Genomic DNA, 21,317 nt, shown 5'->3' on the forward strand with positions numbered 1-21,317 from the left:
TACGCACCACCCCGTCAGTAGCTGAACAGGAGGGACAGCTGATAGAAACAGAAGCCACTGGAGCACCTCAAAAACACCATCATACACTAAATCAGTAAGTTGGCAGCATCACCACTCTCATTCTGGGTGAATTTAATCACCGCTGGATTTGGTGTTATCTGTTTCTTCGTGCCACCGCAAATGTGGATCGCTATATTCGCCATTCATATCATTATTTCTATTATTCAGGGTGGCAACGGTGCGCTGCAATGGTCAATGATTACCGATTCCAATAATTACGGCGAATGGAAAACGCGTCGTAGAATTACCGGTATGAATGTGGCCGCTAATATATTTGTAATTAAGCTGGGCGTTGCCGTGGGGGGCGCGATTCTTGGCTGGGTATTGGCTTATTTCCATTACGAATCAGGCGTGACCTCACAATCAGATTCGGCGGCACAGGGTGTCATGTTGTTATTCACGCTGGTTCCGGCACTGTTTTATGTGCTAACGGCATTCTCAATTAAGTTCTACCGCTTAAATGAAAACCGGATGAACCATGTTGTTGATGATCTGAAAAACGGCACCTTCGCGCATTCAGAAGCGTAATGGCAATCAAGGAATCCACCCGTATGCATCAGCGTCTGCCAGGCAAGCCCCTGGAGGGGTTTGCCGAATTCTCAATGAACGTGGCGGCACAGGGTGCCGTGCTGCTCAAAAACAGGCCGGAGACCTTGCCTCTGGAGGGCCTGGACCGTGTCGCCATTTTTGGCCGCACGCAAATCAACTACTACCGCAGCGGTACCGGATCGGGGGGCGCGGTCAATGTGATCGCCACCTGCAACCTGCTGGAGGCGATGCGCGAGCGCTGCGGCGCGCGAGTCAATGGCCTGCTGGCACAGCGCTATGAACAATGGGTGATGACGCATCCGTTTGATAACGGCGGCGGCGGGTGGGCACAGGAGCCCTGGCATCAACAGGAGATGCCGCTTGATGATGATGTCGTGGCCCAGGCGAAGCGGGTCTCGAATAAAGCAGTGGTGGTGATTGGGCGTACCGCAGGTGAAGATAAAGACAACGCAGACGTACCGGGGGGCTATCGCTTAACCGAGCTGGAGTATGCCATGCTGCGCACGGTATGCCGCTACTTCAGCAACGTTATTGTGGTGCTGAACGTCTCCTCCATCATGGATATGTCGTGGGCGGAAGACCCGCTGCTGCGCCCGCATCTCGGCGCAATTCTGTACGCCTGGCACGGCGGACCGGATGGCGGTCGGGCCGTTGCTGCTTTGCTCTGCGGCGAGGTGACGCCCTCCGGTAAGCTGACGGATACGATCGCCCGTTCGCTGGATGACTATCCTTCTTCGGCCTGCTGGGGCAATAGCGAGCAGAATATCTATCAGGAAGATATCTACGTTGGTTATCGCTACTTTGAAACCTTTTGCCCGCAGCAGGTGCTTTATCCTTTTGGTTTTGGGCTCTCCTATACCCGATTTGCTATTCATTCGCTGCATGCCGAGCGCATGGTAGATAACCCACTGTTTTTCCAGATAACGGCGAAGGTTGATAACGTTGGCGAACGATTTGCGGGCAGTGAAGTGGTGCAAATCTATCTCGAAGCGCCGCAGGGGGCGCTGGGCAAGCCGACGCGCGCGTTGGTGGCGTTTGCCAAAACCCGGATCTTGCAGCCAGGAGAGAGCGAAACGTTGACCCTGACCGTGCCGCTGGAGCGGTTGGCATCCTGGGACGACAGCGGTGTGACCGGCAATCCTCACTGCTGGGTGCTGGAGCCAGGGTTGTATCGGTTCTGGGGAGGCAACTGCGTGAATCAACTGCAGGCGGTTCGCGTGCAGGGTGAAGAGGGCTACACCCAGCCGCTGCTGCGGGTGCTCTCCTGTCACGAACAGTCGCTGGCGCCGACGGTCTCCTTCTCACGACTGCGTCCGGGGAAACGCACCGAGCCTGGTGTCTGGCAGGCGGAGTGGGAAGAGGTGCCCCGGCGCAAAATCTCTCTGCGCGAGCGTATTCACGATCGCCTTCCGCCAGCGCTCGCCATCACCGGCGATAAAGGCTTTAAGCTGGTTGATGTGGTTGATGGTCGCGTCAGCATGGAGGCGTTTATCGCTCAGCTAAGCGCAGAGGAGTTGGCGTGCCTGGTGCGCGGCGAGGGGATGTGCAGCCATAAGGTGACGCCGGGTGTCGCTTCCGCGTTTGGCGGTACCGGCGATAGCCTGCTGGAAAAGGGGATTCCGCTGGCGACCACGGCGGATGGCCCGTCGGGGATCCGCATGGATAACGGCGCCCACGCCACGCTGATGCCCAGCGGTACGCTGCTGGCTTCCACCTGGGACCCGGTGTTGGTAGAGCGTCTGTACGTGATGGAAGGCAAGGAGCTACAGCAAAACCAGATAGACCTGCTGCTGGGGCCGGGGATGAATATTCATCGTCACCCGCTCAACGGGCGTAACTTTGAGTACTTCTCCGAAGACCCGCTGCTGACCGGCATGATGGCTGCGGCGATGGTCAGAGGAATACGCAGCGGCGGCGGGATCGCTACGCTGAAGCATTTTGCCTGCAATAGCCAGGAGCATGCGCGGGCTCAGGCCGATGCAGTGGTGTCCGCGCGTGCACTGCGTGAAATCTATCTCAAGGGGTTTGAGTACGCGGTGAAGCAGGGCGGTGCGATGGCGGTGATGACGGCCTATAACCCGGTTAACGGCCACTGGTCGGCATCAAACTACTGCCTGAACACCACGATACTGCGCGATGACTGGGGCTTTAACGGCATCGTGATGACCGACTGGTGGGCCAAAATGAATGATGCCATTGGCGGCGGTGAAGCGACGGTCAACAATACGGCGGCGATGATCCGTGCGCAGAACGATCTCTATATGGTGATCAACAACAACGGCGCGGAAATTAACGCCGGGAACGATAACACCCTGTCCGCGCTGGCTGAGGGATTGCTGACCTTAGGTGAGCTTCAGCGCTGCGCGCGTAATATTTTGTCGTTTATGCTGCATACCCAGGTGGTGAAACGCGGCGAGGTGCCGAAGGTGAACGTGCCAACGATGGCGGCCGATGCCTCGCTGTACATCGAGGATGCCATCAACATCGCGCCGGAATCGCGGCTACGCTATAGCGACACGCTGGCTATCCATATCGAGCGTGAAGGGGTTTATGACCTGTTAGTAAGCGTTAACTCCCCAGCAATGCCGCTGGCGCAGACGGCGACTAATTTGTTGTTCAACGGTAAGTTTGTCGCCACCGTACAGACCCGTGGCACGATGGGGAAGACGGTGACCCAGAAGCTGTGCCGTGTACAGTTGCTGCCGGGATATTACCAGGTGCAGACCGAGGAGATTAAACCAGGGCTGGCGATTGACTGGCTGGAGTTTCGCCGAGTTGCTTCCCCGGAGTCGGCGTAAACGCCTCGTCCGGGCTACTCGTAGGCCTGGTAAGACGGTCACTCAGGCCAAAAAAAAAGCCAGCTCAACCGAGCTGGCTTTTTTATCAGTGGGCGCCTCCGCCTCCGCCACCCGCGCCAAACGGCGGTCTGGCGAACCATACCAGGCCCAACAGGACGAGGAATATCCCGGCCGAAACCCAGAAGATTTCGTTGGCGGAGACAATCAGCCCCTGGTTGGTGATCTGCTGGGCTATCCAGCCGGAAGCCTGCTGCTGCGTCATGCCCATACCCTGCAGCTGATCGTACATCTGCTGGGCGTTCGGGTTGAACGGCGTCACGGACTCCGTTAGCTGCGCATGGTGCAACGCCTCGCGGTTGGTCCACAGCGTGGTGGTTATCGAGGTGCCGATAGAACCAGCTAGCGTACGGGTAAAGTTCGACAAGCTCGAGGCGGCCGCCAGACGCTCAGGCGGTAGCCCGGAGAGCGTGATGGTGGTCAACGGCATGAAGAAGCACGCCACGGCGAAGCCCTGAATAAACTGCGGCCATGCCGACGCGCCGAAGTCCATCCCCGGTTCGAAGGTATAGGCACGCCAGTAGAAACAGACGGCATACATAATAAAGCTGAAGGTGACCAGACGGCGCATATCCAGCTTGTGGGCAAAGCGACCGATAATCGGCGACAGTAGCACCGGAATCACCCCGACCGGTGCGGACGCCAGACCTGCCCAGGTTGCGGTGTACCCGTAGACCTCCTGCAATAGCTGCGGCAACAGAACAATGGCGCCGAAGTAGAGCATATAGGCAAGGCTGATACATAGACAGCCGATGGTAAAGTTTCGCGACTTAAACAACGACAGATCGACTATCGGGTTATCGTCGGTTAACTCCCAGACAATCAGGAAGCTTAGCGATACCACCGCCACCACCGTCAGTACGACTATCTCCGTTGAGTTAAACCAGTCGAGCTCTTTACCCTGGTCGAGCATGACCTGCAGGCTACCAATACCCAGCACCAGAAGCGCCAGGCCAATACCATCGATACGCCGCTGCTCAGTCTTCGTCTCACGACCGCGCAGGCTCTGGAGGCTTAACAGCACGACCAGGGCACCGATTGGCACGTTGATGAAGAAGATCCAGCCCCAGTGATAGTTATCGCTGATATAACCGCCCAGAATTGGCCCGCAAATGGGGGCCACAATCACCGTCATTGACCACAGCGCCAGTGCAACGGCGCGCTTGGCCGGCGGGTAGTTGTTGAGCAACAGGCTTTGCGACAGTGGAATCAGCGGCCCGGCAACCACCCCCTGAATCACGCGGAAGAAGATCAGCATGCCCAGGCTGTTGGATACCCCACATGCCCATGATGCAATGACGAAGGCGACGGTTGACCACAGGAACAGCTTCACCTCGCCGACGCGTTTTGCCAGCCAGCCGGTAATCGGAATGGAGATGGCATTCGCCACCCCAAACGAGGTGATGACCCATGTCCCCTGGCTCAGCGATGAGCCAAGGTTACCGGCGATGGTCGGAATAGCCACGTTGGCGATGGTGGAGTCCAGCACCTGCATGAAGGTGGCTAGCGACAGCGCAATGGTCATAATGACCAGCTGCGCGCCTTCCAGCGGTTTTTGCTGTTGCATTACGCGCACCCCAGCATTAGTTGGCGTTGGCCTGGACGATGTCGTTGATCAGCTTGTTAACCGGGTCGAGGCTGATTTCACGCGCGTTACTCTCGTAAACCGGGCTGGTGCGGATCTGGTTAGCCAGCATCTGACCGTCGCGGTTAGAGGTGTCGACCTTCACCAGCGTAGACAGACCAATACGCAGCGGGTGTTGTTCCAGCTGTTTCTCATCCAGTTCGATACGGACCGGCAGACGCTGTACCACTTTGATCCAGTTACCGGTGGCGTTCTGTGCCGGCAGCAGGGAGAAGGCGCTACCGGTACCCATATCCAGACCGACCACTTTACCGGTGTATTTCACATCATCGCCGTAGATATCGCTGACGACGGTGACCGGCTGGCCAATACGCATATGCGCAAGCTGGGTCTCTTTGAAGTTCGCATCTACCCACAGGTTGCTGGCAGGCACAACGGCCATCAGCGGTGTGGTTGGGCTAATCTGCGCGCCCGGCTGTACGGAACGACGAGAAACGTAGCCGCTCATCGGGCTGACGATTTTGGTACGCTGCAGGGCAAGCCATGCGTTACGGACTTCGGTCGCTGCCTGACGAACCGTAGGCTGATCTTCAAGCTTAGTGCCGAGGATCATTGCCTGGTTAGCATTGTACTGTTGAATCGCCACGTCCAGAGCGGCCTGTGCGCTGGTGACGGCGTCTTTGGCGTGCTGCAGCTCTTCGCGGCCAATCAGGTTGGCGTTGCCCAGCGGAATACGACGGTTAAGGTCGGTTTGCGCCTGAGCCAGCGTGGTTTTGCGAATATCGATATTCGCCTGCAGCTGCTTGTTGTTGATCATCAGCTGACGCATCTGACGGACGCTTGAGGCAAGCTGAGTCTGCGCTTTCTCAAAGGCCTGTTGAGCATCGGTCTGATCGAGGGTGACCAGCACGTCGCCCTGCTTAATATAGTCGGTGTTATCAGCCCAGACTTTGGTCACGCTGCCAGATACCTGCGCCATGATTTGAACCTGGTTACCTGCCACGTAAGCGTCATCGGTTTCTTCATAATGACGCAACACCAAAAACCAGTAGCTCCCATAGGCTACGGCAATAATTACAAAGAGCAAGGTCAACAAGATGAGGGCGCGTTTACGTTTGCCTTTCTTGTTGGCGGTTTGCTGCGGGGCTTGAGTCTCCGCATTTGCGCTCATGTGATTCTCCACATTCTTATTATTTGTTTCGGCTTAGCCGACCTGTTTTTCCTACCAGAAAGGCCAGCAGAAGTTATCTGCTGGCCTTTCATCTACTTTTTTAACGCGGTGGTATCAGCGCAGGGCATCCAGTACGGAACCGTCTTCTTCCATCTGATCCAGACGGGTGAGGAGCTTGCGGGTGATATGTTCGAGCTGGTCTTTTTCAGCCAGGCTCAATGAAGACCAAAGCTGATGCAGGCAGTGATGCTGAGGAGGCAGCACCTCGCGCAGGAACTCATGACCTTTTTCGGTCAACTGCAGGTGCAGACAACGGCGGTCATTGTCGCTTTCACGACGTTCAATCCAGCCGCGTTTTTCCAGTTCATCGGCAATACGCGTGGCGTTGGTGCGTGATGAACCCAGCGCGCAGCTGAGCTCGGAAGGCTGAATACTGTGATTTTCTTGAGACTCCAGCGTGATTAGCGCCATAAACAACGTCTCGTTAATCCCCTGAGCCTTCAGCATTTTATTACGGTTGTCCAGCAGCTTGCCCTGCATGTGCATGCAAAGGCGAGTGAGAAGGATCTCCTGGAAAGGGAACTCTTCGCTGCGGCTGGCGCGGAATTTCAGCATTTGTTCAATGGGCGTAAACGAACTATCCATCTGGGCATTACCTCATTAGTTACAGTCGATATAGTAACGACAGTGACAAATAAAGTAAATGAATTATTGTCCGTAATTTATGTGGTTAGTCTATGACATAACGCTGCCGGATACGTATACCCGGCAGCAGCGCCGCTATTCCGCTTCCTGGCGGTGATAACCCCACCACCAGACTAACAGGTTGGCGACAGCCATCAGGCTGCCCGCGAGGCACACGCCCAGCCAGCCGGCGTGCTGCCAGGCAGAGGCCGACAGCAGCGAGCCCGCCGCGCCGCCGATAAAATAGCTGGTCATATAGCCTGCGGTGAGGCGGTTACGAGCATCCGGCTGAACGCGGTAAATCACCGTCTGGTTGGTGATATGCACGCCTTGCACCATCAGGTCGAGCACCAGTATCCCGATGATTAGCGCGATAGCGGACGTATGCCCGTACCAGATAGCGACCCAGGAAAGCAGCAGTAACACCAGACCCCAGGTGGTGGTCAGATGCGCTTTGCCTTTATCCGCCAGCCCACCGACCGGACGTGCGCCCAGCGCACCAGCGGCACCTGCAAGGCCAAACAGGCCGATAGTACCTTCAGAATAGTTAAACGGCGCGCCGGAGAGCAGAAATGCCATCGACGTCCACAGAATGCTGAAGTTGGCGAAGGTCAGGCAGCCGAGTAGCGCGCGGGTGCGCAGCAGCTTGTCGCTGGCGAAGAGGCTAAAGATAGAACCGAGCAGCTGCGGGTAGTTAAGATGCGTCTCCTGCTTGAGCTTCGGCAGCCCGCGCCACAGCGCGAAGGCCAGCAGTACCATCAGCGCGGAGGCCACCCAGTAAACGGTGCGCCAGCCGCCGAGGCTTGCCAGCAGCCCGGCAACGGTGCGCGCCAGCAGTATCCCCAGCAGCAACCCGCTCATCACCGTGCCGACGACTTTGCCGCGTTTTTCCGGCGCGGCGAGGGTGGCGGCCATCGGCACCAGCAACTGGGCGACAACGGAGAACAGACCGGTCAGCGCGGTACCGAGGATCATCATGCCGAGCGAGCTGCTGCTGGCGGTGATCAGCATGCCGCCTGCGGCCAGCAGGGTCATGAATACGATAAGTGAACGGCGCTCGAACATATCGCCAAGCGGCACCAGGAACAGCAGCCCGGCGGCGTAGCCTAGCTGGGCGGCGGTGACGATAAAACCGGCCTGTCCGGCGCTAAGCGAGAAGTGGCGGGCGATGGTCTCCAGCAGCGGCTGCGCGTAGTAGTTACTGGCTACGGCAAGGCCGGTGGCGACCGACATTAAAACGATCAAAGCCGGGCTAAGCCCGTGAGCAGGTTTAGTCATGGTATTGAGAAAGTAAGGAAAGATGGGGTCGATAATAACGAAAGGTGCGGGGGAGGGGGGAAATGATGCGTAGCGGATTGTGCTTTTTGGTGGACGCCGAGCCTTCCCGGCGTCGCGTTGCTCGGCCGGGCTACTAATATGATGTAGCCCGGCGTCGGCGCAACGATTTATTTATTTCTGCGCGGCCAGCGCCTCTTTCACCCAACCATCAAACACCTGCTGGTGGGCTTTGATCCAACCGTCGACCTGACCCTGTACGTCGGCTTCTGATGCTTTGCCGTCATGCATCATGGCGTTCTGTGCATTGATGTCGGACAGCGGCAGCTTCATGATGGCAAACAGCTTCGCCGCTGCCGGGTTTTTCTCGGCCCAGGCTTTGTTGGCGACAATGTGCATGGTGCTGACCGGGAAGCCGTAGTTTGCGCCGTTAGACAGCTTGGTATCGATATTTTTCTGCACGCCCGGCAGGGAGGAGAACGGCACCTGCAGCCAGACGACATCTTTACCCGGCTTCAGCACATCGCTTACCCAGTAAGGCGTCCAGGTGTAATACAGAATCGGCTTACCTTCTTTGAAGCGAGTGATGGTATCGGCCATCATTGCCGCATAGTTACCCTGGTTGTGCTCGACGGTTTTCGTCAGCTCATAGGCATCCATCTGGTGATTAATCACCGCTTCACAGCCCCAGCCAGGGTTACAGCCGGTAAGGTCGGCTTTGCCGTTACCGTTGGTGTCAAACAGCTTGGCAATCTTAGGATCTTTCAGCTGCTCAATATTGGTGATGTGGTATTGGTCGGCGGTTTTTTTATCAATCAGATAACCCTGCGCCGCGCCGTTGACCAGCGTGCCTTCACGGTAGAATTTCTTGTCACCACCGGCGGCGGCGTACATATCATCATGCAATGGGATCCAGTTGACGGCGGTGAAGGTGGCATCACCCGCAGCCAGTGAGGTGTAAGCCACGTTGTAGTCGACTTCGTTTGGCTTATCGACGGTGTAGCCCAGTTTTTCCAGCGCGCGGCTGACCAGCAGCGTCTGGAAGGTCTCTTCGGAGAGGGTACTCTGTACCGGCTGAACGGTAATGCCTTTCCCTGGGAGGTCGGCGGCGAACGTGCTGGCTGAAACCAGCGTAGTGAAAGCGGTAGCTAAGACGAATGAGTGTCGCATCGTTGTTCCTTTAATAGTGATTGTTGCGGAGCATTGGCCCGACGCCTGCCGGGCCAATACGATGGTTACTTAGAGAAGGGACGCATCAGGAGGCCAACCGGGCCGGTATTGAACCAGCGACGGTTGCCTTTGCTGCGAGAATCGCGGCCTACGGCCTGGGTCAGGCGGTCGAGAATAATCGCGAGGATAACGATCCCGACGCCGCCCACGGTGGCAAGGCCCATATCCAGACGGCCGATACCGCGCAGTACCATCTGGCCCAGACCGCCGACGGCGATCATCGAGGCGATAACCACCATCGACAGCGCCAGCATCAGCGTCTGGTTCACACCGGCCATAATGGTCGGCATCGCCAGCGGCAACTGCACTTTGAACAGCATCTGGCGCGGGCTGGCACCAAAGGAGCGCGACGCTTCGATAAGGTCGGCCGGTACCTGGTTAATCCCGAGAATGGTCAGACGCACAATCGGCGGCAGGGCAAAGATAATGGTCACCACCACGCCCGGTACGTTACCGATACCGAACAGCATGACGATCGGCACCAGATAAACGAACGCTGGCGTGGTCTGCATCGCATCGAGCAGCGGCCGGATAATCTTTGACGCCCGTGGGCTGCGCGCCAGCCATATGCCGAGCGGCAGGCCTATCACCACGCAGAACAGCAGCGCGGTCAGCACCAGGGCAAGCGTAATCATCGCCTGAGACCACGCGCCGATAGCGCCGATAGCAATCAGCGAAATCAGAGTCGCAATGCCCATACCGACGCTGGAAATCTGCCAGGCGATCAGGGCGAAAATAATAATCGCCACCGGTGCAGGCATCCCCAGCAGCAGCTGCTGGAAGGCGCTCAGGATGTAATCGACGGGCACGCGAATGCCCTGGAATACCGGACGGAAGTGCGTGACCACCCAGTCGATCCCCTGCGTCACCCAGCTATCAAGCGGGATCAGCGTTTTATGGAACGGGTCCATAATATTGAAGTGCTCCGGCTGTGGTGCGGGCGCGTTATGCAGCCAGTCGGCGCCGCCGCCGGACGGTGCTGATGCCGGTGAACCCCAGGCATCGGCGGAGTTAGCTGCGCTATCGGCAGCCGGTGTGGTATCCCACGGATTTGATTGATCAGCCATTGTTTGTTGCCCCCTCGCGATCTAATGCCTGTAGCAGCATTCTTTTTGAAATAACGCCGACGTACTGCTGTTCTTCTCCAACAACCGGTACGGCGCAGGGCGCATGACCCACGTGAGAGAGCAATTCGCTGAGCGGCGTCTGGGCATCAACGGCCAGCGGCTCGTCAATTAATGCCGCCTCGATTCCCTGATTCGCCTTTAGGGCCTCTTTCAATGAATCGATGGAGACAATGCCAACAAACTTATTACCGCGTTCGATGACGTAACCATATTCACGGTCATCATCCTGTAATAATTTCAATGCCGAACGAGGGCCGAAACCTGGCGTTTTACGGATAAGGCCATCCGGATTACGGCGGGCAATATCTTTGGCGCTAAAGACCTGGCTAATATCCACGCCGCGGAAGAAGGTGCGGACATAATCATTGGCCGGGTTATTCAGAATTTCATCAGGCGTGCCGACCTGTACCACTTCGCCATTTTGCATAATGGCAATACGGTCGCCAATTCGCATCGCTTCATCGAGATCATGGGAAATAAAGACCACGGTGCGCTGATGCTTCGCCTGTAATTTTACCAACTCATCCTGCATCTCGGTGCGGATTAATGGGTCGAGCGCCGAGAAGGCCTCATCCATTAATAGAATGTCGGGGTTGATGGCGAGCGCGCGGGCTAAACCGACGCGCTGACGCATGCCGCCGGAGAGTTCGTCCGGGTAACCATGAGCGTAGTTCTCAAGGCCAACCTGACGCAGCGCGTCCAGCGCTTTCTCCTGACGTTCCTGGGCGGGAACGCCGGCGAGATCCATGCCGAAGGCGGTATTTTCCAGCACGCTCATATGCGGCATGAGCGCAAATGACTGGAATACCATCGCGATTTTTTTACGGCGAACTTCCCGCAGCTCGGCATCGGATATTTTGGCAATATCCATACCGTCTATCAGCACCTGACCGCGAGTCGGTTCTATCAGACGATTGAGAAGGCGTACCATGGTGGATTTGCCAGAGCCAGATAACCCCATGATGACAAATATCTCGCCTTCTTCAATGGCCAGACTGGCGTCTTTAACGCCAAGTGATAATCCAGTTTTATCGAGAATTTGCTCTTTGGTAAAACCTTTCTCGATATATTTAAATGCTCGCTGTGGGTGCTCGCCGAATATTTTATAAAGATTCTTAACTTCTAATTTAACTGCCATGCAATATGCGATTTCCTGTTTTTAGTTTATGTCGATATGCTACCTGATGAAAATAATGACCTGTTTATACCCTAGCATACTGAGACGATGTGACAACCCTCAATCCGTTTTCAATCGAAATAGCCAATAGGGTGATATCGCCGTCATTTCCCATGATATAAGGGCTGAGGGCGAATTGACGCCGATTGATTTTTTTATGAATTTCGATGCGAAATTTGGTTGAGATCTAAAAAACGGCATGAATATTGTCTGAAAAATCACTGCCGAATTTTGAGTGATATTTGTATGATGATGGCGATTTTTTGAGAAATATCCGGGTAATCATCAGGGGGATATTTGGCAGGGAAATGGAGAATAATGGAGGGAAATTAATGCCCGCAAATAGCGATTATTTGCGGGCGTTTTTTTATTACATCCGCATGCTGACGGCAAGGCGGTTAAAGGCGTTCATCAGGCTGATGGCGAAGGTCATATCGCTAATCTGCTCGGCGCTGAAATGAACCAGCAGCGGTTGGTACACGCTGTCTTCCGCGCGGTTTTCCGCGATGTGGGTCAGATCTTCGGCCCAGGCCAGCGCTGCACGCTCGGCATCGCTGAAGTGATTGCTCACTCGCCATCCCGCCAGCGCATCCAACTTCACCTGGTCCACGCCAGACTTACGCAGCGCTTTGCTGTGCATCTCCAGACAGAAGGCGCAGCCGTTAATCTGCGACACGCGCAGGTAAAGCATCTCCAGCAGGGGGCGCTCCAGCGAGCTTTTTTCCAGGGCGATGCTGGCTTGAACCAGCCCGGCATAGACGTTTGGGCTCAGTTCACTATAGGGTTGGCGTAATGCAGTCATATTGTCACTCCTCGTTCAAGATGGGACAAAAATAGCACTATAATGGTCTTAAAAAGATAGCCATATTTGGAGTAAAAAATAAGACCATGAAACCGGGCGGCGTACCACGCTATCAGCAGATTGCCAGAGCGCTGAAAGCGGCGATAGAACAGGGTGAACTGAAGGCGGGCAGGCGCTTACCCTCCAGCCGGGTTTATGCGCAGGAGCTTGGCGTTTCAAGGGTGACGGTGGAAAACGCCTACGGCGAGCTGGTGGCGCAAGGCTGGCTGGAGCGTCGCGGGCAGGCGGGCACGTTTGTAAGCGATCACTTAACTCTTGAACCGGTTGCCGCCGAGCCTCTCGGTTTTGGCGGGGAGCACTTCCAGCCGCAGCCTTTCCAGCTTGGCCTTCCCGCGCTGGATCTCTTTCCCCGCGGCCAGTGGGCACGAGTGATGGGGCATAGGCTGCGCATACAAACCCGCTTCGACCTTGCGCTGGGCGACGTGTGCGGTGAACTGTCTTTGCGTCAGGCCATCGTCGAATATCTTCGTCTCTCCCGGAGCATTGAATGCGAGGCCGAACAGGTGTTTATCACCTCCGGCTACGCAGCTTCTATGGGGCTTATCCTGCAGGCGCTGGAGGCGCGTGGGGAGGGAATGTGGATGGAAGACCCCGGGTTTCCGTTGATTCGTCCGGTCATTGAACAGGCGGGCGTGACGCTACATCCGGTGGCGGTAGATGAGGACGGCATGGACGTAGAATGGATAACCCAGCGCCCCACGACCGCGCGCTTTGCGCTGCTCACCCCGGCCCATCAAAGCCCCACCGGCGTGGCGCTGTCGCTGCCACGACGTCGACAGCTGCTGGATTGGGCTGCGCATCATGACGCGTGGATTATTGAAGATGATTACGACAGCGAGTTTCGCTATCAGGGAAAACCGCTGCCGCCGCTCAAAAGCCTGGATGCGCCGCAGCGGGTGATTTACGCCGGAACCTTCAGTAAATCGCTGTTCCCGGCGCTGCGTACCGCATGGCTGGTGGTGCCATTACCGCTGGTGGCGGCATTTCGTCGGCAGGCACAGCGGCTGGCCTGCCCGGTTCCGGTGCTCTGTCAGCAGACGCTGGCGGATTTTCTGCGCGAAGGGCACTTCTGGCGGCATCTGAAGAAGATGCGCGTTCACTATGCCGAGCGTCGGCGCTGGCTGGAAACATCGCTACGGGCTAACGGCTTTCGTGTGCAGGAGCAGTTGGGGGGGATTCAACTGGTGGTGACGGTAGACGGTGACGACCGACTCATGGCGCAGCGGGCCAGACAAGCGGGGCTGGCGGTGCAGGCGGTAAACGACTGGCGAATCGGCCAGCGAGGCCAGGCCGGGCTTATCATGAGCTTTACCAATATCGTGTCGCAGCAGATGGCCGATGCTCAGGTCGCGGCGTTGAAGGCCGCCATAAATTAAAAACCCCCGGGTATCAAAGATACTCCGGGGGGAGACGCGTTTTTATTATCAACATCGTTGTGATGATATTATCGACGACTGCCTAATAATACGCCAATAAAAATCCCCACTGCCGCGGCAGCGCTCACACTTTGCCACGGTTTATCACGAATATAGTCATCGGCACAGCCCGCAACGTCACATACGCTTTGCTGTATGCGGGTACGACCATTAATGCGCGCGCGTGTTTCGCTCAGCAATTTCTTCGCATTGTGGCGGACGGCCTCAATTTCGTCTTTGTCTTCACTGGCCCAGCTCTTCAGGATGCTCTCAAGGCTGTCGGCTAATTGGCTGACGTCATTATGAATATCCTGGACTTCATCATCAGCATCATGGCGATTAAGTGATTTAAACATGAGGTTCTCCACAAATTTTGTTGGAGCAATAAGTGTAGGTCACCCGACATAATTTGCCGGAGATTGGCAGGTTTCTGGAATTATCTGAAAGCGAGGCGAATACTGATTACGGTAAGGTGGCGATGCAGTAAAAGATAAAGAGGATAATATATGTATTTACGACCTGATGAGGTGGCGCGCGTTCTTGAAAAAGCGGGCTTTACCATGGATGCGGTAACCCCGAAAGCCTACGGCTACCGCCGTGGTGAGAATTATGTGTACGTCAACCGCGAAGCGCGAATGGGGCGCACGGCGCTGATCATTCATCCGGCGCTGAAAGATCGCAGTAACAAATTTGCCGAACCGGCTTCTGATATTAAGGCCTGCGATCACTACGCAGAGTTTCCGCTCTATTTAGGCGGCGAAGTTGAGCAGCATTACGGCATCCCGCACGGTTTTAGTTCACGAATGGCGTTAGAGCGCTTTATTGATGGGCTATTTGGCGAGAAGTTGTAAGTAAGTGACTGGCTTGGCCAGTCACTTATACCAATATGATTATGCTTTTGCCTGGGTGTACTGTTCCACGCGGAACAGGCGACGGCAGAAATCCAGGAAGTAGCCGTATGCGGCTCCCATCACCAGCGATACCACGGCGTTAGAACTGACCGCCGCCAGGATCTGGTGCCAGTCGGCACCGACGCTCAGCAGAATCAGCACATACACCGGCGACTGGAAGGTGACATAAGCCAGCGGATCCGCCACGCGTTTTACCCAACCCGCCGGGCTAATGCGAGCCGCCTGTCGCATAATAAAGTCGCGATAAATACCGTACGGCCACGCAATAATAATGTTGACCGGGATAGCAACCAGGCGCGATGAAAGTGACTGCTCAAAGGTCATTCCTGAGAGAAATATTTCAATCATCATGTTCACGACGGAACAGTAGACAACCATGGCGAAAGTGTCTGCTGCCGCATGACGCAGGCGTGACTGCGCAGAGAACATCGGTATGCTCCTCGAAAATGAACGGTTAATACAGAAAGTGGTCTGTTTTATGGCGTTTTGGGTTGGTTTAATTGACGTGTATAGATTATCTATCTGGATTGGAACAAACAACTAGTGAAATATTTTTATTTAATGCGCTTTTGTCAATAAAATGCTCTGTTTTTGATTGTTTTATGTTCGCCGCGCTATTTTTGTTTTTGTCGTCTATTTTTCATATAAAAATCATTTAGTTACTCTCTGTTTCGAAATGGTAAAAAAGGATGAGAGATCGTGTGTGTCAGCGCCAAAGCACGGCAATGCTGATTTTTATGTGAATAAGGTCACGTTCAGCGTTTTTATCCGTAAATAAGCGGGTGTTTTGGCGTTTAGTTCTGTGAGAGGTATTTGGAGGATATGCGTGATTTTTGGGTAACTATTCATAAACGTCGAAATGAGGCGGTGAGCGACGCTCACCGCAGCGCAACATCAGCAAACGCCAAAGTCGCCTTCTTCACTATACGGCGCCACGTCCGCCGCCTTTAACGTGTACTGCTTGCCGTTTTCATCGCTGGCCTGTACCGCCACGATGCTGTCTTCATGTGCTTCAATCACTTTTAACTTTGGTCCGCCCATTTTCGGTTGAACCAGATCGCCAGGTGCAAACATCTCAGGTGCTCCTTTGTTATTGAGTGCTTATACGCCGGTGGTGGATGAGCGCCGATTCCACGGCATCACCGCCAGCAGCCGCGCCATGCCGCAAAAACCGGTCACTCCGGCAAAGGTTAACCCTGCGCCCACAAAAGCGCTGAGCAGGAAGAACGCGCTGGAGAGGCTATAGCCGAGCACGACGCCCAGTAAAATTAGCACGCCAGCGGCAATCTGTACCTGGCGCATTAGGGGTAGGGGCTGCGATTTGTCTACCGCGGTAGCGAGGCCGGCCTGACGCCAGGCTTCAATGCCGCCTGCCAGGAGTTTAACCTGCGCCGGGGCCGCGGCAGCGATTAAGCGGCTCTGGTTGTTGCGCGTGCGGTTGCCGGACTGGCAGTGAAAGATAACGACGGTATCGGCGCTGGCTGCAAATGTTGCGCCTTGATCTATGCTGCCGAGCGGCAGCAGGTGAGCGGCGGGGATGTGTTCACGGGCATATTCGTCCGCATCGCGGATATCAACGAGGGTTGCACCTTGCTCAATCAGCGCAAGGGCTGCCTGTGGGGAGATCTCTTCAACGGTCATTTAGCTTCTCTCTTAGGGACAGTAGAGCGTTTTCAAGGTGGCAACAATTTGCTGTACCGCCTCGTTACGGATGGAATAGTAAATCCGCTGGGCATCGCGCTGGCGGTCAATCAGCCCCTCTTCGCGCATGCGGGCAAGGTGCTGAGAGGTAGCCGATGGGCTGAGCCCACTGGCCTTTGCCAGGTCACCGGCGCTGGTGCCGGGGGCATCGCACAGCATGCAGAGGATGAGCAACCGGTTGGGGTTGCTCATCGCTTTTAGCAGCGCTGCCGCTTCACCGGCGCTGGCTCGCAGGCGTTCGCTATCGTTCATATTAATTTAGCCTTTTCTTAATTAAGGTAATGCTAAACTAAAGGAAGAACGTTGGCGAGATAAAAGATCAACTTGTTAATGAAAATGTTAATTCTTCTGCTGGTGGTTTAAAAGTCGACATTTGTGCATAAAAATGCGTGTAGGAATCATCTTAGTTTGGCGCGTGGACCGCATTTTTTGTCATAAACCGCGGTGCGAAAAGTGCGTTGGTGGGTTAATTTCGTTAAGTTTGCCCAGGGAATGTTAAAATAACCCCTTCGTTGGGTCATGTGTTGTGCGCTAATGTTCATCTTAAAATAACATAAGGTGATAATATTTTATTTTTATATATATGGTTTAAATGTCTTTACGGCTATTTTACCAAATAATGCATTGCATCGATTTTTAATACGAATATGATCTTCATCGTATTTCTAATAATTTAATTGTCACTCGCTGTTGGTGAAGTGAAAAATATTAAATCGCCTTTTAATTGTATACATTAATTAGAGCGATGTGGTTACGCATTTAATACCCTGCTGATGGAATAAAGATTTAATAAACATGGAGGATATGACGGCAGAGGCCGGGTGGGTCATATTGGCCTGCAGGGCGGCTGCATAAGTATAAGTTAACCAGAGATCGAAAATGAAAACACAATCCCGCATCATGGCCTGTGCTATTGCCGTATTAGTTACCGGTACCGTTACTGCAGCTCCTCCTTTGGCTTCCACTGCCGGGACTCAGGGTACTGGCGGCGAGGTGAAATTTACCGGCGAAATTACGGATGCCTCCTGCAACGTAGACAGCAATAGTGCAAACCAGAGCGTTGACCTCGGTAAATGGGCGAAAACCTACTTTACCGGTACCGGTGTTGAGTCAACCAAAACAGCCTTCCACATTAAAGTCAAAGATTGCCCAAACTCCGTTAAGCAGGTAGCTGTCCTGTTTGACGGTAACACGGATGCGCAGGAACCTTCGCTGCTCAAGGTGAACGGCGGTGCGACCGGTGTGGGTATCAAACTGTACGAACATGACCAGAGTAAGCAGATAATCCCAGGGTCCGTGTCGGAAAAGCAGCCGGTAACCTCTGGCTCATCGGCTAATGGTTCTGCCGATCTGATCTTCTATGCAAACTACGAGGCCACTGGTGCAACCGTCGCGAGCGGTGCAGCCGATGGTGTAGCTGATTTTAATATGATCTACAACTAATGAATCCGAGAGCAGAAGGCGACTTCTGCTCTCTTTTTTTCATTCTGGATGGTTGGGTACTCCCATGAATCGTTGGACTATGAGCGTTGCTCTTTCTTTATTTTTTGTCTCGGTGACGGCACAGGCCGGTATTGTCATGGGCGGTACTCGAGTCATTTATGAAGAAGGTAAGCGTGAAGCTTCTATATCGGTAACGAACGCCGATGAAACCGTTCCCTATTTGGTGCAGTCGTGGGTTGAAAATTACACCGCTAGCGATAAAAGCCAGCCGCCGTTTATTGTCACACCGCCGCTGTTTCGCCTCGACCCGGAACAAAAAAACGTTCTCCGTATTAATTTTACCGGCGCGAAACTTCCTGCCGACCGTGAGTCTGTTTTCTGGCTGAATGTGAAAAGTATTGCGCCATCGAATAAGAACGACACGAATAAATTACAGGTCAATATTAAATCGAAGTTTAAGATTTTCTATCGCCCGAATAATCTTGCCGGTGAGGCCAACGACGCGTTTCAACAGCTGACGTTTGAAACGCGCGGCGCCAGCCTGGTCGCGCATAATCCTACGCCGTACTTTGTCTCTTTCTTCTCATTATCTGTCGGCGGCGTTGATTTGGAATCACCGGGGATGATTGCCCCGTTTGGCGATAGAACCTGGTCCATCAGACGCACCGGTGTGGTGAAGTGGCGGGCGATCAACGACTTTGGCGGCGCGACTGACTTCGCGCAACGGTAACCGTTTTGTCGGCTTCTCTTGTGAAAAAATATACTCCTGATATGCCGTCCGACGAGGCGACGGTTGCTGCTAGCACCCTGCTGGCCTGCGTACCGACGGCGCTACTGCTGTTGTGCTACCACGCCCCCGCCAGGGCGGACGATTATTTTGACCCGGCGGCGGTGGAGCTAAGTGACCCGCAGCAGAAAACCGCTGACCTGCACTATTTCGCCAAATCCGGCGGCCAGCAGCCGGGGCGCTATCCGGTGTCGGTGTGGGTTAACAACCAGCAGGTAAGCCAGGAAACGATTGAATTTGTGGAAGACGATGGCCAGCTGCTGCCGCGCCTGACCACGGCTCAGCTTGCCGAATACGGCGTCAATGTCAGCGCCTTTGCCACGTTCAATCAACTGCACGACGGCGAACCGCTGACTCGCATCGAGCGATTTATTCCCAACGCCAGCAGCAAGTTTGACTTCACCGCGCAACGGCTGAATCTGAGCATTCCGCAGGCGGCGATGAACCAGCAAAGCCAGGGGTACGTGGATCCGGCACGCTGGGATGACGGTATTCCGGCGGCCTTTGTCGACTACAACCTGACCGGGGCGCAGGCGCGACAGGACGGCGGCGACAGCCGTACCAGCTACCTGAACCTGCGCAGCGGCGTTAACCTTGGCAGCTGGCGGCTACGCAATATCGCCGCGATGCAGTACGACAAAACCCGCCGTTGGCGCTCGCAAAGCACCTATCTGCAGCGCGATATTCGGGCGCTGAAAAGTCAGCTGCGAATGGGGGATACCTATACCAACGGCGATGTTTTTGACAGCGTGCAGTTTCGCGGTGTGCAGCTGATGTCGCAGGAGGAGATGCTGCCGGATAGCCAGCGCGGTTTCGCCCCGGTAATTCGCGGAATGGCGCACAGTAACGCTAAAGTGACCGTCTCCCAGCACGGCTACGTGATTTATGAAACCTTCGTGGCCCCTGGTGCATTCGCGATCAATGATCTCTATCCCACCGCGCAAAGCGGCGATCTGGAGGTGACGGTGACCGAGAGCGATGGATCGGTACGCCATTTCACCCAGCCGTTTTCCGCCGTGCCGTTTATGCTGCGCCAGGGGCGCATAAAGTACAGCGCCAGCATCGGACGCTATTACTCAACCCAACCGCAGACCCGTCAGCCGCAGTTTATGCAGTCGACGCTATTTTACGGCCTGCCCGCCGATATCACTTTCTACGGCGGAGCGCAGTTGGCGGATGACTATCAGGCGTGGTCGGTTGGCCTGGGCCACGGCTTTGGCGAACTGGGGTCGCTGGGGGCTGATTACACCAGCGCCGCCACCCGAACGCCTTCCGGGCAACGCTTTCGCGGTAACTCCGCGCGGTTGCAGTACCAAAAGAGCTTCTCCTCTACCGGCACGACGCTGAGCCTGGTGAGCTATCGCTACTCCTCCAGCCGCTATTACGATTTTGGCGAAGCGAATGCGCTGGAGGGGCGCTACGGCGTCTCCGATAACAAGCGCAGCCGAGAGGAGCTGTCGCTGTCGCAGTCGCTCGGCGATATGGGCAGCCTGTCCGCGTCGGCCTGGACCCAGACTTACTGGCATTCACAAGGACAGGATGAGACCGTGCACGTCGGTTTTTATAGCGCCTGGAAAGGGATCTCCTGGGGCGTGGGCTACTACTTTACGCAGTCGACCCAGAACAATAAGAGCGATCGTTCGTTCTCCTTTAACCTGAATATCCCGCTGGGCAGCCAACTGGCGGACAGCTCCGTCAGCTACAGCACCACCTCCGATAATAACGGCTATACCTCACAGCAGGCCTCACTGTACGGTTCGGCGCTGGAGAAAAATAATCTCTACTACACCGTTCAGCAGGGGTACGGCAACAAGGGGCAGGGGAGCAACAGCGGCGTGTCGTTGGATTATCGCGGCGGCTATGGTGAAACGCAGCTGGGTTATCAGCACGATAACGTGAATAGCCAGGTGACCTGGGGGGCGTCAGGGTCGATTGTGGCGCATCCGCACGGCGTTACCTTCGGTCAGTATACCGGCGATAGCTTTGCTGTCGTGCGGGCACCGGGCGCCAGCAACGTCGATATTCAGAACGGCACCGATCTGCACACCGACTGGCGCGGCTACGCCATTGTGCCGACGCTCACCGCCTATCGGAAAAATGATATCAGCCTTGATACCGAATCGTTGCCTGACGACGCCGACGTGGAGCTACAGGCGCAGACCGTGATCCCCGACGGTGGTGCCATTGTTGAAGCCGACTACCACACCCATATCGGTAGCCGCGTGCTCTTTACGCTGCGCGGCGCGCAGGGCCCATTACCGTTCGGTGCCAGCGCGCGTCTGATTGGGGACGACGAGGCGGCATCCGGCATTGTGGCGGAGCAGGGGCAGGTTTATCTCAGCGGGATGCCGGACGAGGGCACCGTTGAAGTCAGCTGGATGGACAGTCGCGTCGCGAAGACCTGCCATGCCCGTTACCATCTTCCCACTACTATGCAGGCTAAACCGGTGAAAACGGTTAGCGCGCAGTGTCTCTAAAAGGTGTA

At 55.4% G+C, this 21,317-nt stretch carries 20 protein-coding genes and 1 pseudogene; 7 read left to right on the top strand and 14 right to left on the bottom strand.

Annotated elements, in window-relative coordinates:
• Positions 1–58 (bottom strand): IS1 family transposase (locus tag FHC49_RS24835; protein ID WP_097491765.1); only part of this gene is annotated, 58 nt, incomplete at its 3' end.
• A 56-nt stretch (positions 59–114) separates the two neighbouring features.
• On the opposite strand from FHC49_RS24835, the pseudogene FHC49_RS23120 reads away from it, so the two are divergent.
• Both FHC49_RS23120 and FHC49_RS23125 read left to right on the top strand, forming a co-directional pair.
• Positions 115–588: pseudogene (locus tag FHC49_RS23120) on the top strand (MFS transporter); the annotation flags it as partial.
• Entirely contained in the window at positions 588–3,407 is a 2,820-nt protein-coding gene (locus FHC49_RS23125; protein WP_255581456.1) for a glycoside hydrolase family 3 C-terminal domain-containing protein, read from the top strand. The pseudogene FHC49_RS23120 and the gene FHC49_RS23125, both read left to right, overlap by 1 nt.
• An 85-nt stretch (positions 3,408–3,492) precedes the next feature.
• Here the strand turns inward: FHC49_RS23125 and emrB are convergent, their stop codons facing one another.
• The 8 genes from emrB to FHC49_RS23165 form a co-directional block, all read right to left on the bottom strand.
• Positions 3,493–5,031: a multidrug efflux MFS transporter permease subunit EmrB gene (emrB, locus tag FHC49_RS23130; protein WP_185668710.1), complete on the bottom strand. Its 1,539-nt coding sequence runs from the start codon at positions 5,029–5,031 to the stop codon at positions 3,493–3,495.
• 16 nt (positions 5,032–5,047) lie between these two features.
• Complete coding sequence (emrA, locus tag FHC49_RS23135) at positions 5,048–6,220, bottom strand: multidrug efflux MFS transporter periplasmic adaptor subunit EmrA (protein ID WP_220440946.1); 1,173 nt, start codon at positions 6,218–6,220, stop codon at positions 5,048–5,050.
• Between the two features lie 114 nt (positions 6,221–6,334).
• Positions 6,335–6,865, bottom strand: a complete 531-nt coding sequence (gene mprA / locus FHC49_RS23140; RefSeq protein WP_185668712.1) for a transcriptional repressor MprA — start codon at positions 6,863–6,865, stop codon at positions 6,335–6,337.
• A 135-nt stretch (positions 6,866–7,000) separates the two neighbouring features.
• Positions 7,001–8,182 (bottom strand): MFS transporter, encoded by a 1,182-nt coding sequence (locus tag FHC49_RS23145; protein ID WP_220440947.1) that lies wholly within the window; start codon positions 8,180–8,182, stop codon positions 7,001–7,003.
• Between the two features lie 171 nt (positions 8,183–8,353).
• Complete coding sequence (gene proX / locus FHC49_RS23150) at positions 8,354–9,349, bottom strand: glycine betaine/L-proline ABC transporter substrate-binding protein ProX (RefSeq protein WP_185668714.1); 996 nt, start codon at positions 9,347–9,349, stop codon at positions 8,354–8,356.
• Between the two features lie 65 nt (positions 9,350–9,414).
• Entirely contained in the window at positions 9,415–10,476 is a 1,062-nt protein-coding gene (proW, locus tag FHC49_RS23155; RefSeq protein WP_185668715.1) for a glycine betaine/L-proline ABC transporter permease ProW, read from the bottom strand.
• Entirely contained in the window at positions 10,469–11,674 is a 1,206-nt protein-coding gene (proV, locus tag FHC49_RS23160; protein ID WP_220440948.1) for a glycine betaine/L-proline ABC transporter ATP-binding protein ProV, read from the bottom strand. The genes proW and proV overlap by 8 nt, the downstream gene beginning before the upstream one ends.
• A 409-nt stretch (positions 11,675–12,083) precedes the next feature.
• The gene (locus FHC49_RS23165) at positions 12,084–12,515 is read right to left on the bottom strand and encodes a carboxymuconolactone decarboxylase family protein (RefSeq protein ID WP_220440949.1); all 432 of its coding nucleotides are present in this window, start codon (positions 12,513–12,515) and stop codon (positions 12,084–12,086) included.
• A gap of 86 nt (positions 12,516–12,601) precedes the next feature.
• Here FHC49_RS23165 and FHC49_RS23170 point away from each other — a divergent pair, with 86 nt between their 5' ends.
• Complete coding sequence (locus FHC49_RS23170; protein WP_220440950.1) at positions 12,602–13,951, top strand: PLP-dependent aminotransferase family protein; 1,350 nt, start codon at positions 12,602–12,604, stop codon at positions 13,949–13,951.
• A 68-nt stretch (positions 13,952–14,019) separates the two neighbouring features.
• Here the strand turns inward: FHC49_RS23170 and FHC49_RS23175 are convergent, their stop codons facing one another.
• On the bottom strand, positions 14,020–14,346 hold the full coding sequence (locus FHC49_RS23175; protein WP_185668719.1) for a DUF883 family protein: 327 nt from the start codon (positions 14,344–14,346) through the stop codon (positions 14,020–14,022).
• A 150-nt stretch (positions 14,347–14,496) separates the two neighbouring features.
• Between FHC49_RS23175 and FHC49_RS23180 the strand changes: the two genes are divergently transcribed.
• Positions 14,497–14,841, top strand: a complete 345-nt coding sequence (locus FHC49_RS23180) for a DUF2002 family protein (protein WP_185668720.1) — start codon at positions 14,497–14,499, stop codon at positions 14,839–14,841.
• A 39-nt stretch (positions 14,842–14,880) separates the two neighbouring features.
• On the opposite strand, the gene alaE is transcribed toward FHC49_RS23180, so the two are convergent.
• The 4 genes from alaE to FHC49_RS23200 all read right to left on the bottom strand — a co-directional run bounded on the left by alaE (position 14,881) and on the right by FHC49_RS23200 (position 16,854).
• Positions 14,881–15,330 carry an L-alanine exporter AlaE gene (gene alaE, locus FHC49_RS23185; protein ID WP_123652669.1) on the bottom strand — a complete coding sequence of 150 codons (450 nt, stop codon included), beginning with the start codon at positions 15,328–15,330 and terminating at the stop codon, positions 14,881–14,883.
• 465 nt (positions 15,331–15,795) lie between these two features.
• Complete coding sequence (locus FHC49_RS23190) at positions 15,796–15,975, bottom strand: hypothetical protein (protein ID WP_185668721.1); 180 nt, start codon at positions 15,973–15,975, stop codon at positions 15,796–15,798.
• A gap of 27 nt (positions 15,976–16,002) precedes the next feature.
• Positions 16,003–16,542 carry a rhodanese family protein gene (locus FHC49_RS23195; RefSeq protein WP_220440951.1) on the bottom strand — a complete coding sequence of 180 codons (540 nt, stop codon included), beginning with the start codon at positions 16,540–16,542 and terminating at the stop codon, positions 16,003–16,005.
• A 12-nt stretch (positions 16,543–16,554) separates the two neighbouring features.
• On the bottom strand, positions 16,555–16,854 hold the full coding sequence (locus FHC49_RS23200; protein ID WP_220440952.1) for a helix-turn-helix transcriptional regulator: 300 nt from the start codon (positions 16,852–16,854) through the stop codon (positions 16,555–16,557).
• A gap of 627 nt (positions 16,855–17,481) precedes the next feature.
• Here FHC49_RS23200 and FHC49_RS23205 point away from each other — a divergent pair.
• From FHC49_RS23205 to FHC49_RS23215, 3 genes are all read left to right on the top strand, one after another.
• On the top strand, positions 17,482–18,045 hold the full coding sequence (locus tag FHC49_RS23205; RefSeq protein ID WP_220440953.1) for a fimbrial protein: 564 nt from the start codon (positions 17,482–17,484) through the stop codon (positions 18,043–18,045).
• A 64-nt stretch (positions 18,046–18,109) separates the two neighbouring features.
• On the top strand, positions 18,110–18,775 hold the full coding sequence (locus FHC49_RS23210; RefSeq protein WP_255581458.1) for a molecular chaperone: 666 nt from the start codon (positions 18,110–18,112) through the stop codon (positions 18,773–18,775).
• A 41-nt stretch (positions 18,776–18,816) separates the two neighbouring features.
• On the top strand, positions 18,817–21,309 hold the full coding sequence (locus FHC49_RS23215; RefSeq protein WP_220440966.1) for a fimbria/pilus outer membrane usher protein: 2,493 nt from the start codon (positions 18,817–18,819) through the stop codon (positions 21,307–21,309).
• Positions 21,310–21,317: the final 8 nt, after the last annotated feature.

Source organism: Kluyvera sp. EC_51 (genome assembly GCF_019584505.1).
Classification (GTDB): Bacteria; Pseudomonadota; Gammaproteobacteria; order Enterobacterales; family Enterobacteriaceae; genus Kluyvera; species Kluyvera sichuanensis.